A 15,259-nucleotide genomic window follows, 5' to 3' on the forward strand; every position below is an offset into this window, starting at 1 on the left:
CATTCCCAAAAAACAAGTTCTCAAAAATAACTGAAAATCAGTTTTATTCGTGGATGACGTAGAATGGTATTTTTGTATGAAAACTGATTCGCTCTACTATGGAATCGAACAAAATCTGTTGGATAAAATTAAGGTTTTTGGCTACCATGATCATCATATCCACATCCCTGCTTTCCACAAAACATTGTATAGCTTCCTTTACCTTTTGATTGGTTATGGTATGAAAACTATAGTTTCCAGGGAATGTGTCATCCATAAAATCCAAAAGGTATTCCTTGTTCTTTTCCTGCTCCAGGTTGAGCCCGTCCCCTTCTTTTAAGGCATTCATTATCCTGAACTGGGCCTTTCCCAATTTGACCATTTCCTCCATGGGACGAAGAATCTTCAAGGAATAAAAAATATTAAAATCTGTAGGGAAAGCTATTTCCCTTGGTTTGGAAAGTTCTACCTGGATTGGAACTACCAGGGTATTGCATTGCACCCGGGTTATCACGTCCCCAGCATTGCTTCCTACCACCTTTTCCTTTAAGCCCGAAGCTCCCTTGGTACCCATAACAATAAGGTCGATATCATTTTCTTCTAAATGCTTTTTGATGGTCGGAATAAAAAAACCGTACTCGTGCAGGGGGAAAAAGAAGTGATGGGCCTCCGTGCTATGTTCCCTTATTTCCTTTACAAGTTCCGTCAACCTTTCTTTGGTATTATCGTCGGATTGATCAGTCTCATAAAAGGATTCCACATCGTTTTTTGTATCCAAAAGGGAGCCCACATAAAGTAGGTAAAAGTTACATTCCAACGTGCTAAAAAGTAATTCTGCATACTTTAAGGCTTGAATGGAATTCTCTGAAAAATCTGTTGGGACCAGAATATTCTTCATTTGTCATAAATTAAAGGCGCAAGTTGGTTATTCATCAAAAAAAAAAGAATGATAAATATCACTTGCCCTATTTATGACGCATAATTTTTTAATGCACCCGTTCTAAAGCGTCCTTATCAACCACCATTATATGTCTGTTTTCTATAGCAATGAGCCCTTCATTTTTAAAATCCGACAAGGTTCTGATAAGGCTTTCTGTCGCGATACCCGCAACTCCTGCCAAATCGCTTCTGGCTATTTTTAAGGGCCCTTGTTTATCCTTGTTAATGGCTTTGCTGAATACTAAAAGTGTTTGGGCCGTTTTTTTACGCACCGAACTGTAAGCCATTTGCAACAACTGTTTTTTAATACTGGTCAGGTTTTCGGCGATTACATCCATAAGTTCCAAGGAAACACTTTTGTTATCCTCTAAAATTGCTTTCACCTTTTCTTTGGATATCCCTGCCAGTTCCACAGCTTCCATAGCAACAGTATATTCTTGATACGGCAAATGATCGGTCAATGAAGTAAAGCCTAAAAAATCATCCTCGGAGTAGATGGAGGTTATCAGTTCCTTTCCCTCCTCATCCAATCCACAACTTTTTACAACCCCTTTAAGGATCAGGTATACCATATTGGAATGCTCTCCCTTGTTATATATGGTTTCATCCTTTTTAAAGGAAAACAGATTGCCATGATCATCAAAAAAATTTTTCAATTCGTTCAGGGAACGTATCTCATGCTCACCACTTACTTCTTTCGGGTGTTCCTTAAACATTGCGTTCATTTGTTCTGCCTTTTCCAATCGGCACCTAATGGCAGTCAACAGCTCATCTTCTTCAAAAGGCTTGGTCAAATAATCATCGGCACCAAGGTTCATCCCCCTTCGCACATCTTGTTTTTCGGTTTTGGCGGAAACAAAAATAAATGGGATGTGACGTGTATTTTGGTCAGATGATAATTGTTCCAATACTCCATAGCCATCCATTTCCGGCATCATTATATCGCACAGCACCAAATCCGGAAGGTTCTTCTTGGCCATATCGACCGCTATTCTCCCGTTTGATGCCGAATACACGCTAAAACCAGATAACTCCAAGAGTTCTGCAATGTTTTCTCGTAGCGAGGTATCATCCTCAACCAGTAAGATTTTCTTCATTTTCCTTGTTATTTAATGGTATGTACAAAGTGAATGTTGAGCCACTGCCCAATTCACTTTTAAAGGTTACATTGGCATTGAGGTTGTGCATATGTTGCCGTACAGTATTAAGGCCAATTCCCGTTCCCTGTACGGTAAGTACATTGGTCGCCCTAAAATATCTATCAAAGATAAAGGGCCTGTCCTCTGGAGGTATTCCACAACCATGGTCGATCACATTGATTTTAAGTTGTTCGCTTTCTTGTTCAACCTTGAGATCTATATCCGTATGCTCGGGGGAGTATTTTATGGCATTGTGCACAAGGTTGGAAAGTGCCAATCCCAATATTTTTTCATCAAATTCAACTACTAGCCCATCAATGTTTTCTGGGTATTGGATATGCTGGCCTTCTTTTAAGAGCGTGTTGGAATCATAGACCACCTCGTTGATCAACTTACTCAATGGAAACGGTGTCACCTTATAGTTGACTTTGCCCAGATCCAAACGTTCTATGGACAAAAAGTCGGTTAGAATATTGTCCAGATATTTCACCTTGGATTTGATAGTGGAAATATGTTTGTCTCTCTTCTCTTGCTGTTCGGCCTCCCTATACTTGGACAACAGGGATGTAGAGGTAAGGATACTGGTAAGGGGGGTCTTAAATTCGTGGGATACCAGGGAAAGGAATTTGGTCTTTAGTTCGTTGAGCTTTTTCTCTGCCTGCAGTGCCTCGCGCAATTGCTGGGTTCGTTCCTCTACCGTATTCTCCAGTTGCTCGGTATAGTTTTTTCGTTCGGTAATGTCCAGAACAATGGCAACGCATACCTGCCTTTTCCCCATAAAAGATGTTTGCAGGTGCACCTCCACCGGATAATCTGTACCATCCTTTCTCTTGTGGACAGTTTCAAAAATAACCTTTTCCTTTCGACCGGACACCAAGGGGGAAACCAGGCGTTTCATAACTTCCATGGTAACCTCGGGTTTTATATCTATCACCGACATTTTGCCCAACTCTTGCATGTTATATCCCAAATTCAGTTGGGCACCACGGTTTACATTGATAAAAATGAACGATTCCGCATCGAAAACAAAAATTTCATTTAGGGATTCGTCAAAAATTTGAAACCAATAATCTATGGTTTGCTCGGCCTTCTTTTTTTCGGAGATATCCATGATCAGGGCCAACACATACCTTTTCGCTTTCAACTTAAAAGGGTTCAAGCTTATTTCCAAGGGAAACTCTTCACCATCCTTGCGGACACCTACTAAATCAAGTCCCTTTCCCATCTGCCTTGCCTTGCCCTCGCCCATAAATCTATCGGCCAGTTTACTGTGCTTGTCCTTAATGCGTTCGGGGATCAAAATGTCCAAAGACTCGCCCAAAAGTTCCCCTTCCCTGTAGTCGAACATTTTATTGGCCGCATTATTACTGGCGGTAATTTGCCTTTGGTCATTGACAATAATGATTCCTTCGGAGATTACCTCCGAAAACATGCCTAATATGTTGTTTTCTTCAAAATTTTCCAAAACAGTATCTAAATTTACTGATTTTGATCATTTCCCAATGTAAATTTGGTCGGTATCTTTAAAACCTTGCATTAAAATTTATGAAAATGTTGGAATCTAAAAAAAAGCTCGGAAACGAATTATACCAAAGTTTAGGAAAACTGTTCTACGCCATGGCTATGGCAGACCATAGTATCCATATGAAAGAAGTGGAAAAACTCAACGAAACGGTTCGCGACCATTGGTTGGAGGTGGACGATATTGAAGATGAGTACGGCACCGATTCCGCTTTTCAAATTATCTCTGTCTTTGATTGGTTATTGGAATACGGTAAGGACAGTGACCAAATTTATGAGGAGTTTGAAGCCTTTTACACCGATTACAAAATTCTGTTCACCCCACAAATCAAGGATTTGGCCATGTCTACTTCTCGAGCCATTGCCACTGCCTTTGCGGGCAGCAACAAATCTGAGTTGATTTTGTTGGGGCGCTTGCAATTGCTCTTTAATACATAATCAGAGTTTGATGGTCATCACGGGCATTTTTGCGTGGTTGGAGATATTTTCCGCCAAACTTCCCACCACAAAATGGGCCAAACCTTTTCTTCCATGGGTTGGAACGACCAACAGATCGGCATCCTTCTCGTGGCAATATTTAAAGATTCCCCGTTCTAAACTTGGGTGGCTGTAAAAGTTGATCTGAACATCATTGCCCAATTCTTTTTTGAAGGCTTCCATTCTTTTCTCAACAATATCATACCCTATAAAGTTTGCCCCGGTGGTATTGATATATACGACCTCCAAACTGGCCTTGTATAATTTGGCAAATGCATCTGCTTTCTTGTAAACGGAAATACTTTCCTTAGCAAAATCACTGGCCATTACTATTTTTTTGATCGTAAAATCTTCATGAGGTTTTTTGATCACGATTACGGGAACATCTGAGGTGCGAACCACCTTTTCTGTATTGGACCCCACAAACAGTTCACTTAAACCACTGGTCCCATGCGATCCCATTACGACCAAATCGCAATTTTTCTCCCTTGCTACATTATTGACCTCCTCAAAGTCTTTATAATTCTGGATAATTGCTTCTAAAGGAATCTTTTTCAGATACTCTTTTTCCGTATACTGTTTGATTTTTTCTTTGGCCAGGTTTAGATAATATTTGGCCTCGGCTTCCTCTGCGATCTCCGAATTGGCCAAAACAGAGTCCGATATACCGATCATATGGAGCAATACAATTCCAGCTCCATGTTGCTTTGCAATTTTTGAAGCCACCTCTAGGGCATATTCCGAATGTTTCGAAAAATCGACGGGTACCAATATTTTTTTCATGTCATCCAAAGTTTAAATAAAAATAGCCTGCTACATAAAGTTGAAAAGATGGTTCCATAGCTCCTGTTCCATGGATCATGGCCATTTCTATTATTTTAGGTTAAAAATAAAATAGGCGTGCTGGTATTCCTATGACCTCGGTCATATCTAGAACTGTTGATGGAGCTATTCCAAGGTGTCCAGCTTCTTTTTTAATGATGTCACTTCTTGTTGCAGGCTTTCCACTTGGCTCAACAAATGGTGAACGGCTTGGATACCTTCAGGGTTTATATTGAGCTCGTTGTGCAGGCGCACCATTTTTTCCAAAAGCGGCAAATCTTCTACATGTAGTTTACCATCGTCCTCATCGTATTCTACCTGTAAAATTTCGTACTCGTACATGGAGTAAACAAAAGATTCCCTGACGCCATGTCGCTCACAAAACGTTTTTATCGATATGTAATGTTCCTCTTTCATGTCACTATGTTAAGTTGGTTTTCTCCAAGGATTCAAACAGCGATTTTTGCTCGGGGGTCAAGTTCTTTGGCATTTTAACGGTATAGGTAAGGTACAAATCTCCAAACTGACCTTCCTTCTTGTATTTCGGAAACCCTTTTCCTTTTAGTTTTACCTTGGTTCCATTCTCCGTTCCAGGGGCTACTTTCAATTTTACTTTTCCCGTTAGCGTATCCACTTGGATTTCTCCTCCAAGCACTGCCTTTACCAAGGGGATTTCAACAGTTTTGTATAGGTTGGCCCCATCGCGTTTAAAAGCCGTATTGTTGATAATGGAAAAAGTGATGTACAGGTCACCTGACGGACCACCCTCTACACCTGGGCCTCCGTGCCCTTTAATTTTGATGGTCTGCCCATCTTCGATACCGGCAGGAATGGTCAAGCGAATATTTTTACCATTAACGGTAAGTGTTTGCTTTTGGGTCGAGTAGACATCCATAAGCGACAGCTGTAGTTCCGCATTGTAGTCCTGACCCCTAAAACGAACCCGTTGTCCTCTGGAACCAAATCCAGCCCCACCACCTCCGAACATCGATTCAAAAAAATCTGAAAAATCTTGGGCAGAACCGCCAGAACGACTATAGGTGTAGCCAGAATAATCTCCTTGTCGTCCTTGTTGTGACCTAGAACGTTTTGCTTTCTCGAACTCCTCCGCATGTTGCCAATCCTTGCCGTACTCATCATATTTTTTCCTTTTCTCTGGGTCGGAGAGTACTTCGTTCGCCTCATTGACACGCTTGAAGCGCTTTTCCGCTTCCTCATCGTTGGGATTTAGATCGGGATGATGCTTTCTGGCCAACTTGCGATAGGCTTTTTTTATTTCGTCGATGGATGCTTTTTTGTCCACCCCCAACACTTTGTAATAATCTATAAAATCCATAAGACGATACCGTGGTCTGAATTCGTTTAACCTTGAACTATACCCTCAAATTTCGCTAAAAATCTTCTTTTTTTCCAATGACCTTTATCAGTGTACAGCCCCATATTAAAAGCTAAGGGTTTTCATTTTTATATCTTCCCAACAAGAATTACCTTTAATCCGGACCAATTCACAGCATATGATCATCCATCAATTTGACCACGCCAATTCCATCCTCAACACTTTTATTTCAGAAATCAGGGATGTGGAAATACAAAAGGATGCCATGCGGTTTCGACGTAATATTGAGCGTATTGGGGAAGTACTTGCCTACGAATTGAGCAAATCCCTCGATTATGAGGAAACAGCGGTCAAAACTCCACTTGGAACAAAAAAATCATTTCTGTGCGCGGACAAATTGGTGCTCTGCTCCGTTTTACGGGCAGGGCTTCCGCTCCACCATGGTATTTTAAGTTATTTTGATGGTGCAGAAAATGCATTTATTTCGGCATACCGTCATCATCCCAACAATGATGATGATTTTGAGGTAATCGTGAAATATTTTGCGGCACCCTCGCTTGATGATAAGGTGTTAGTATTGACAGACCCGATGTTGGCCACGGGAAAAACATTGGAAAATGTACTCGATGCCCTTAAAAGTCATGGAACCCCAAAACAAATCCACATTATTTCTGTTATCGGTTCCAAGCCCGGAGTTGCAAAAGTTAAACAGGATTTTCCAGAAGATACCCATTTGTGGATTGCCGCTGTTGATGAAGAACTTACGAGCAAGGGATACATTGTTCCTGGTCTTGGCGATGCCGGGGACCTAAGCTATGGTGTAAAATTATGATATGATTTCAGAGGAGAACCTCAACCACTTCGTGCATCGCGGGAACATGACAGTTCCAACCATATTTTTCATGAATTTTATCTTTAAAAACTTCCATAGCCGCCTTTTCGCCATGAACCAAAAACACTTTTTCGGGAATGTTTTTTATGGAATCCATCCATGTCAATAGTTCCGGTTGGTCAGCATGGGCCGATAGGCTTTCCAAATGGTTGACCTTTGCCTTAATGGGAATATTTTTCCCGTAAATCTTGAGCTCGGTTGTACCTTCCAACAATTTTCTGCCACGGGTCTCCTCTGCCTGGAACCCCACCAGTAGAATAGTGGTTGACGCCATATCTCCCAATTGCTTTATGTAAGTAAGGACACGGCCGCCAGTAACCATACCGCTGCCCGCAATAACAATTTTTGGTCTTGGGTCATCAATGGTTTCCCATGTTTCGGCATACGAGCTCACTATCGAAATATGGTTGCACATATTGTGATATTCCTCCAAAGTAAGTTTGTGCCAACTTGGAAATTGCTCAAATACCTCCAATACATTGTTCCCCATGGGACTATCCACAAAAATGGGAATATTCGGGATCCTGTTCTTTTTATAAAGCTTCCAGAGTTGGTACATAAGGGATTGTAAACGTTCCACGGCAAAAGAAGGGATAATCAAGGTTCCTTTATTGTGCAAGCTATCCTTCACGAGTCCGGTTAAAATATGTCCTACGTCCTCATCTGGGTGCTGCCTGTCCCCATAGGTACTCTCTACAAATAAATAATCGGCCCACTCGGGTTGTTTCGGAGCGTTGAGCAATTCGTCCTCTTGTCGACCAACATCTCCCGAAAACACAAACCGTTTTCCATGAAGGTCGATTTCGATATAGGTGGAACCGATAATATGGCCGTTGTATAAAAATGTTGCTGAACAGTTATCCGAAAGTATAAGGTTATCCCCTTCTTCTACCCTTTCAAAAAACTTCAGAGCAAAGGCAGCCTCTTCTTTGGTGTATAAAGGCAAAGCAGGATTATGTTTACTATAGTGTTCCTCATTGGCCCTCTCCGCTTCTTCCTCTTGTATTTTGGCGCTGTCTTCAAGGATAATTCTTGCAATTTCCAAGGTTGGTCCCGTTCCCAGAATCTTCCCCCTGAATCCTTGACGAACCAAAAGGGGCAGGTATCCGCAATGGTCTAAATGTCCATGGGTAAGCAGTACATAATCTATTTCTGAAACATTTATGGGAAGACTTTTCCAATTTTGTTGGCGCAATTCCTTTACGCCCTGAAACAAACCACAGTCAACCAAAATTTTGACTTCCTCGGTCTCCAGGTAAAATTTTGAACCGGTCACAGTTCCTGAGGCACCCAAAAAATGAATTTTCAGTTTTTTCATATTCATTTACAAATTGCAAAGTGATTTCATTTCCTTTAGAATTCTTTGTTTTCGGCCATTGGAAACCCCCAAATGGTCCAGCAAGAAACTATTTTTTATCAATTGCCTACACAGTACAATGTCCCGTTCCAATAAGAAATCCTTCTCCCTGCTCGACAATAGTGTGGATACCGTGATAGGATACAGGCGCAATCTGTCTATCCGCTCCTTAAGCCCATCGCCATTTGGATAATCCCAGCTCAAAAGATATAGCCCTACACATGTTCCATATTCGAGGGCATCTTGAGTAAATCGCGTGTTGGTCACTACCCAACCCTCAGTAGTTTTAAATGTCTTTTCTTTTTGTGAATTCAATGGAGCCTTAACATCCTTATACCTTGAGTTGATGTAGAGGGGAACTTTTACACTACATTTAATCCCATCATCTCCGTGGAATTTACATTCAATCACATTCAAGGTGCTGTTTTTGGTGGCAAGTACATCAATTTCATGTGAAACGCAGGTGCCCTGAAGCATCTCGCCCACTTTAGTTTCGTAACCAGAGTAATACAAAATACCGCTGATAAATTTTTCAAAAGGAAAACCCGTAGGCCCTAGTTCGTAAATTGCTTTTTTTAGTTTGTATTTTGATGCGTAGACCGACTCCTTCTTCTTTAAAAGGGCAAAGGCCCGATTGTAAATTTCCCGAGTGGAAATACCGGGATAGAGTTCGTCTTGGACACGTTGCACAATCTCTTGAACCATATCATCACTGGCTCCACTATGTAGAAGCGATTTCTTTAGCTTTTCAACAGAAAACCTAACCTGATCACCAGTTGATTTGGTAATATGAAATTCCCTAATTGCCATACTACTAAAATAAGCAACCTTTTAGTTCTCACCCTGGATTTTGATTAAAATCGGATATCAAAGAAACACTTTGTAAAGATAGCGGTTAAGAAATTGCGTTCTCCGATACATCTACCTCCTTCACTGTTCTTCCCTTTTGGATGGATAGCTTAATATCTTCCAAGACCAAATAAAGACAAGGCACAATCACCAAAATGATTGCCGTCGCGAAGACGATACCAAATCCCAGCGAAATGGCCATAGGTATCAAGTAAAAGGCCTGACTTGATGTTTCCAGGATAATAGGGGCAAGTCCCCCAAAGGTGGTCATTGTGGTCAGGATAATAGGACGAAACCTGCGCAGTCCCGCTTCGTGGATGGATTTGTAAATGGGGTCACCTTCTTTTCGTCGTTTATTGGCATAATCTATCATGATCAAGGAATCGTTCACCACCACCCCCGACAAAGCGATAACCCCCATCAAACTTACCAAGGAAAGGTCATAGCCCAACAAAATGTGTCCTATCACGGCACCCACGATTCCAAAAGGTATAGCAGTCATTACGATTAAGGGTTGTGAATAACTTCCAAAGGCAATGGCCAATAGCGCGTATATGAGCAACATGGCAATGGAAAACCCTGAACGCAGGGTACTTGTACTTTCTCGCATATCGGCTTGGCTTCCTTCAAAGGTCCAGGTAATTCCAGGGAAATCAGCCCTAAGCTGGGGCAAGGTTTCTTCTTGTACTTTGGCAATAACCCTATTTACCGTATTTGCAGGTTCCACATCCATTCCCACATTCACCACTCTACGGCCATCCCTACGGTTGATACTGGTAAATGCTTCGCGTTGTTTTACCTCAACAACGTCCATCAAGGGGACTTCTACCCCATCCTGTGTTCTAATAAGAAAGTTTTCCAGGTTTCTGATATCCTTTCGTTGTTCGATGGGCAGCTTTACCCGAACTTCCACCTCGTCCATGCCACGAAGTTGTCGCATCGCCAGCGCCCCAAAGAAACCATTCCTCACCTGCCTTCCCACATCGTTCGAGGTAAGGCCCAAATTCCTGCCTTGGGGCAACAAATTAAAATCATACTGCAGCTTCCCGCTGTTGTAATTGTCCGTAACATCACGCGTGTTGGAAAAGGCCTCCATCCGCTCAACAAAGGCTGCACTTGCTTTTTCAAGTACTTCAATATCCGTATGGCTCAAATCAATGCTAATGGCTTGCCGCGCCCCTCCGGGTCCACGTTCTGCTTCGAAAGTAATTTGATCTACACCTTCAATGTCGCCAATATTGTCCCGCCAAAGCGCAATGACTTCTGCTGCGGTAATATCGCGCTGATCGGGTGGAAGCATCACAATTTCAACATCGATAAAGTTCTGTCCCCGTACATTCGTTTTTATTCCTTCGGCAACTTCGTACAGGTTATGTTCTTCGAACATTCTTTGGGTGGCATCCGAAATATCGTGGGCCACTTTTGCCGCCTGATCGGGGGTGGTGCCCACTGGTAGTCGCACACCGGCCTCTATTTCATCGGCCGCCACTTCGGGCATCATAATCATCCCCATGTGACCGCTGTATCCATATCCCCCCACAATCAATAACAGGACGATGGCACTGGTCAATGTAATATATCGGTGTTTAAGACATTTGTCCAAAACAGGACGATACCGCTTATCCACAAATTCATCGAACTTGTTGGCAAAAGTACGTTGCCAACCCTCCAATTGCTTAACCCATTTGTTCTTGCTTGGATTCTTCTTTAAATGTGCCAAGTGGGATGGTAGAATAAACAATGCCTCCAGCAAGGAAACGGCCAATATTACGATGACCACCGCGGGCAAGGGTTGCCAAAATTTACCCGTTTCGCCCGGCATAAAAAGCAAGGGCACAAAGGCAATAATCGTTGTGGTTATACTGAAGATAACCGGGCGGGATACATCTTTGGTTCCCGCAATGGCCGCTTTTATGGGACTCAGCCCTTTTTTCCGGTATTCGTAGACATTTTCCCCTACCACAATGGCATCATCAACCACAATACCGAGCACCACCAGGAAGCCGAACATCGAAATCATATTGACGCTTATTCCGATAAGCGGTAAAAAAATAATTCCCCCGATAAAGGAGACGGTCATCCCCATCATCACCCAAAAAGCAAGACGGTATTCCAGGAACAGGGTGAGTATCAAAAGTACGATGAGAATTGCCAACACACCGTTTTCTGTCAGCAAGGACAAACGTTCCCTATAGTCCGAGGCCCTATTGCTGTCGGTGCGGTAGTTTACCCCTGGAGGCAACTTAAAATCTTCCAATATACCGAGGGCAGCATCTTCAATTTCCAAAGGAGATTGGTCTCCTACCCTAAAAATTTGAAGTTCGACATAATTTTGTTGATTGAATTGGCCATGAAACCCAGTCTCCTCAAAACCATCGGTAATGGTCGCGATATCGCTGAGGCTTACCTTGGCTCCCGAAGGTGCCGAAACAATGGTGATGTTTCCATATTCGTCGGCCCATTGTTTTCGCTCCTTCATCCGAAGCAAAATTTCTCCACTTTGTGTTTGAACTGCTCCTGCAGGCACATCGTTACTGCTTTGCCGAATAATATCGGCTACTTGGCCGAGGGTTAAATTGTATTTTTGAAGATTGTTCCGCGTAATCTCTATTCGCGTCTCGAAATCGGGAATGTTGTTGAGTTCGACTTGGGTGATTTCGGGATTGCTCAATAAAATGGTTCGAAGCCGTTCGGCAAGTATCCGCAATGTCCAAATATCGGCCTCTCCATATAAACCTATCTGCAGTACATCCCGCTGCCTAGATCTTAGGCTTACTTCGGGACGTTCGATGTCATCGGGGAAGGTTCGAATACGGTTAATGGCCTGGTCGATATCCTGAAAGGCTTTCATACGTTCGGAACCTGCGACCAGTTCAATATTGATCTCGCCCGAACCTTCATTAGCTTGGGAAACAATTTCCTTGATGCCTTGAACGCTTCGCACAGCTTCCTCCACGGGTTGAAGCACCCCTTGTTCCACTTCTGCAGGGGAGGCTCCCGGGTAGGCAACGGATACATCCACAAAATCAAGTTGAAATTCAGGAAATACCTCCTTTTGAATGGTGTACATGGTAAATATACCGCCACCCAGAAGTATCAGCATCAATAAATTGGCAGCAATGGAATTCCGTGCCATATAACCTATGGCACCTTCTTTTCTAACTTCTTTATCCGTGTCTTTTTCCTCCTTCATAGCAACTTTTAGTCATTTTCTTCTTCCGAAGTCCCTGCGGACCTCGTACGTAATTCTATCCCATTGGTGACCGTGCTCAAGTTGGTGGTCACTATCTTGTCTCCTTCCTCCAATCCCGATTGTACATAGACATATTCATTGTCGGTAAGGATGATATCCAGTTCCCGGATTTCCAAAAGTTCATCTTTCATCACCCAAGCAGTTTGGTTGCTCCTGACCAAATTTCTATCCATACGAACCACATTTGGTATGGAATCTGCTTCGATATTTACTTCGACAAAAGTTCCGATCATTAGTTTGGGAGCGCCCTCCAATGCTTTGGATGTCGCCAAGGGGTCTTCTACCCTGACCAAAACCCTTGCCAATCGGGTTTGTGCATCCAAAGCCCCTATTTGTCGATCTAAATAGCCTGTACGATAAGCTCCTGTTGTCCATGCCGATGGATTCTCAATATGGACCAGAGAGCCTTTTTCCGAGTTTGATTCTGGAAATTTCAACCACTGCAATCGAGAAACGGGTACGGTGGCCGTCACCCAATAACTATCGGTCCCAACAATTCTTCCTAAATTATCTCCTTGGGCCACTTGAGAACCTACCGTAACGTTTTGGCTTAGAATATGGGCGTCAAATGGTGCTCTAATGGTCGTACGTTCCAAATTCAACTCTGCTTGGTTCACGGATGCGCGGGCAGCTTCAATAGTAGCCTTTACCGCATTTAACTGTGGTTTGCGCAATACCAATTGTGTTTCATTATCGGAAAGTGGGTTGTCTCCAAATAGGGAGTCATTATTGATCAGCTGCAAGTCTTGTTCAGCAATTTGCTGCCTTCCCATTTCGGTGGCAAGGGTTGTTTCGGATTGCAAAAGTTCGCTTTTTCGGAGTTCCAGGGTGTTTTGGTAATCCGCCGGATCTATTTGTAACAATACTTCTCCTTTTTTCACAAAACCACCTGGGGTAAATGCCGGATCCCTGCGTATGATCTGTCCAGGCACTAAAGGGCTCAAAACCACATCCTCTACCGGTTGTACGGTTCCCGTAGCCACAATGGTTGGGGCAAAAGTACCTTTTTCAGCTGTGACCACATCAACCAAAATAGCGGTCTCGATGGTAGCGCCCTCTTGCTGTGCTTCGGGTTCGGTGGAAAAAATGAGTGTTGTCACCAAAATCCCCCCTAGAAGAATGGCCAAACAAATCCAAATTACCTTTTTATTGTTCATATAGTTCGTTCAGTTTACTGTTCCAATCATCCAATTCCCTTCCGGTTTCAAAACCTCCGGCCAAGGCCCGGTATAATGCTATCCTTATTTGGATATGCTGCAGTTGTGCCGTAACATAGTCTCTTCGTAATTGTTGTTCTTGATCCAGACCCAGCAGTACATCCAAATATGGACTGAAACCATTAAGAAATTCTACCCTAAGCTGTTTGTTACTTTTCTCCGCCAGTTCTAGTTGCCTCCCAATGTTTTCCAATCTTTCGGTTTGCTTTATATCTTGTACCAACGCATCCTCTACCTCCCTAAAAGCGACCAATGTGGCCTGTCCGTACTCGTACAATCGTTGTTCTTTAATCGCTGTGGTTCTATCCACTTCAGCTTTTAATTGTCCTCCATAAAAAAGCGGTGCCAAAATGTTTCCTGCCAAGGAATATGCCCAATTGTCAAAAAGGTTATCAAAATTATTGGAACGAAGCTGTCCACGACCGCTTAGGGTGATTCTTGGGTATTTGCTCTGCACTGCGGAGGCCATATCCCTATCGGCCGCAACCAAAAGCGCAAAAGATTGTTTTAAATCAGGTCTTCGCCTGACCAAATCCAGAGGTAATCCGGTCTCGGGCAACTCGGGCACAGTTGCCATTTCGGCCTCTACAATATCGAGTTGAATTTGTGGCTGTTTGCCCAACAGTACCGACAGCTGATTTTCTATGAGTTGGATATTGGTTTCAAAAATTATCTTCTGTTCCTTGGTACTTTCCAGCAATTGGGCCTGCCTTAAAATATCCACTGCCCGTATTTGTCCCCCTACAAAGCGCGAACGGATGAGTTTGATGATAGCTTCATTGGTTTTGATTTGGTCTTCGGTGATTTGTAATTGTTTTTTGGCTGCTAACAATTGGTACCAGGTCGAGGCTATTTCTGCCGACAGTGACAGTGAAAGTGTCTGATAGTCAAAATAGGAGGCTTCTGACCTAAATTTTTCAGCATTAACGGCGGTGCCGATACGCCCCCATAAATCGAGTTCGTAACTTGACAAAAAGCCCAACTGTGTATTCTCACCACCAACGAAATCCGGCTCTGGAAGTGTTCTTGCCGTCTGGGCCGAAGCTTCAATGGACGGCCATTTATTGGAGGCTTGGGACCTGACCGTGGCCCTGGTCGACAAAAATTGTTGCCAAGTGGCCGCCAAGTTTAGATTGGATTGCATGGCCGTATCTATCAAGCTGTTCAATTCTTCATCTTGAAAGGCTTCCCACCATTTATCCTGCACCAAAGAATCTCCTTTTGCCGTGAAATCCTCAAATTCATCCAAGGGTGGGGATAAATCCGAATATTTTGGAGAGCAATTGAAACAGAGCAATCCTAAAATTGAAAAAAGAAACAAAACCGCAACGCTCTTTCTGTTTTCGACGCTTATAAGACACTCCTCAATTTTGCTCTTTCTCATTTCCTTGATTTGATAAACTAAGTTTAACAAAAAAACATTCCTTATAATTTCGTGAATTTCAAGGCGATTTGAAAAAAAAACTGCTCAAACAACA

The 15,259-nt window shown here is 42.8% G+C and carries 13 protein-coding genes; 2 read left to right on the forward strand and 11 right to left on the reverse strand.

Annotation, left to right across the window (positions count from 1 at the left end; all coding sequences use genetic code 11):
* Positions 1-43 precede the first annotated feature (43 nt).
* The 3 genes from J4E06_RS10710 to J4E06_RS10720 all read right to left on the reverse strand — a co-directional run bounded on the left by J4E06_RS10710 (position 44) and on the right by J4E06_RS10720 (position 3,489).
* Positions 44-877: a universal stress protein gene (locus tag J4E06_RS10710; protein WP_349523904.1), complete on the reverse strand. Its 834-nt coding sequence runs from the start codon at positions 875-877 to the stop codon at positions 44-46.
* A gap of 88 nt (positions 878-965) precedes the next feature.
* The gene (locus J4E06_RS10715) at positions 966-2,015 is read right to left on the reverse strand and encodes a response regulator (protein WP_349523905.1); all 1,050 of its coding nucleotides are present in this window, start codon (positions 2,013-2,015) and stop codon (positions 966-968) included.
* Positions 1,993-3,489: a sensor histidine kinase gene (locus J4E06_RS10720; protein ID WP_349523906.1), complete on the reverse strand. Its 1,497-nt coding sequence runs from the start codon at positions 3,487-3,489 to the stop codon at positions 1,993-1,995. Before J4E06_RS10720 ends, J4E06_RS10715 begins: the two co-directional genes overlap by 23 nt.
* Positions 3,490-3,608: 119 nt before the next feature.
* On the opposite strand from J4E06_RS10720, the gene J4E06_RS10725 reads away from it, so the two are divergent.
* Positions 3,609-4,016 (forward strand): hypothetical protein, encoded by a 408-nt coding sequence (locus tag J4E06_RS10725; protein ID WP_349523907.1) that lies wholly within the window; start codon positions 3,609-3,611, stop codon positions 4,014-4,016.
* Here J4E06_RS10725 and J4E06_RS10730 read toward each other — a convergent pair whose 3' ends face one another.
* The 3 genes from J4E06_RS10730 to J4E06_RS10740 all read right to left on the reverse strand — a co-directional run bounded on the left by J4E06_RS10730 (position 4,017) and on the right by J4E06_RS10740 (position 6,213).
* A complete protein-coding gene (locus J4E06_RS10730; protein ID WP_349523908.1) occupies positions 4,017-4,838 on the reverse strand; it encodes a universal stress protein in 822 nt (273 codons plus the stop codon).
* 165 nt (positions 4,839-5,003) lie between these two features.
* Positions 5,004-5,294 carry a chaperone modulator CbpM gene (locus J4E06_RS10735; RefSeq protein ID WP_349523909.1) on the reverse strand — a complete coding sequence of 97 codons (291 nt, stop codon included), beginning with the start codon at positions 5,292-5,294 and terminating at the stop codon, positions 5,004-5,006.
* A gap of 4 nt (positions 5,295-5,298) precedes the next feature.
* Positions 5,299-6,213: a DnaJ C-terminal domain-containing protein gene (locus tag J4E06_RS10740; RefSeq protein ID WP_349523910.1), complete on the reverse strand. Its 915-nt coding sequence runs from the start codon at positions 6,211-6,213 to the stop codon at positions 5,299-5,301.
* A 178-nt stretch (positions 6,214-6,391) separates the two neighbouring features.
* Between J4E06_RS10740 and upp the strand changes: the two genes are divergently transcribed.
* A complete protein-coding gene (gene upp, locus J4E06_RS10745) occupies positions 6,392-7,045 on the forward strand; it encodes a uracil phosphoribosyltransferase (protein ID WP_349523911.1) in 654 nt (217 codons plus the stop codon).
* 7 nt (positions 7,046-7,052) lie between these two features.
* Here the strand turns inward: upp and J4E06_RS10750 are convergent, their stop codons facing one another.
* The 5 genes from J4E06_RS10750 to J4E06_RS10770 form a co-directional block, all read right to left on the reverse strand.
* Positions 7,053-8,423 (reverse strand): MBL fold metallo-hydrolase RNA specificity domain-containing protein, encoded by a 1,371-nt coding sequence (locus J4E06_RS10750; RefSeq protein WP_349523912.1) that lies wholly within the window; start codon positions 8,421-8,423, stop codon positions 7,053-7,055.
* Between the two features lie 6 nt (positions 8,424-8,429).
* Positions 8,430-9,272 carry an ATPase gene (locus J4E06_RS10755; protein ID WP_349523913.1) on the reverse strand — a complete coding sequence of 281 codons (843 nt, stop codon included), beginning with the start codon at positions 9,270-9,272 and terminating at the stop codon, positions 8,430-8,432.
* Positions 9,273-9,357: 85 nt separating this feature from the next.
* Positions 9,358-12,504 (reverse strand): efflux RND transporter permease subunit, encoded by a 3,147-nt coding sequence (locus J4E06_RS10760; protein ID WP_349523914.1) that lies wholly within the window; start codon positions 12,502-12,504, stop codon positions 9,358-9,360.
* Positions 12,505-12,512: 8 nt separating this feature from the next.
* Positions 12,513-13,721, reverse strand: a complete 1,209-nt coding sequence (locus tag J4E06_RS10765) for an efflux RND transporter periplasmic adaptor subunit (RefSeq protein ID WP_349523915.1) — start codon at positions 13,719-13,721, stop codon at positions 12,513-12,515.
* Entirely contained in the window at positions 13,711-15,165 is a 1,455-nt protein-coding gene (locus J4E06_RS10770; protein WP_349523916.1) for an efflux transporter outer membrane subunit, read from the reverse strand. The genes J4E06_RS10765 and J4E06_RS10770 overlap by 11 nt, the downstream gene beginning before the upstream one ends.
* Positions 15,166-15,259: the final 94 nt, after the last annotated feature.

Source organism: Allomuricauda sp. NFXS6 (assembly GCF_040148835.1).
Lineage (GTDB): Bacteria > Bacteroidota > Bacteroidia > Flavobacteriales > Flavobacteriaceae > Flagellimonas.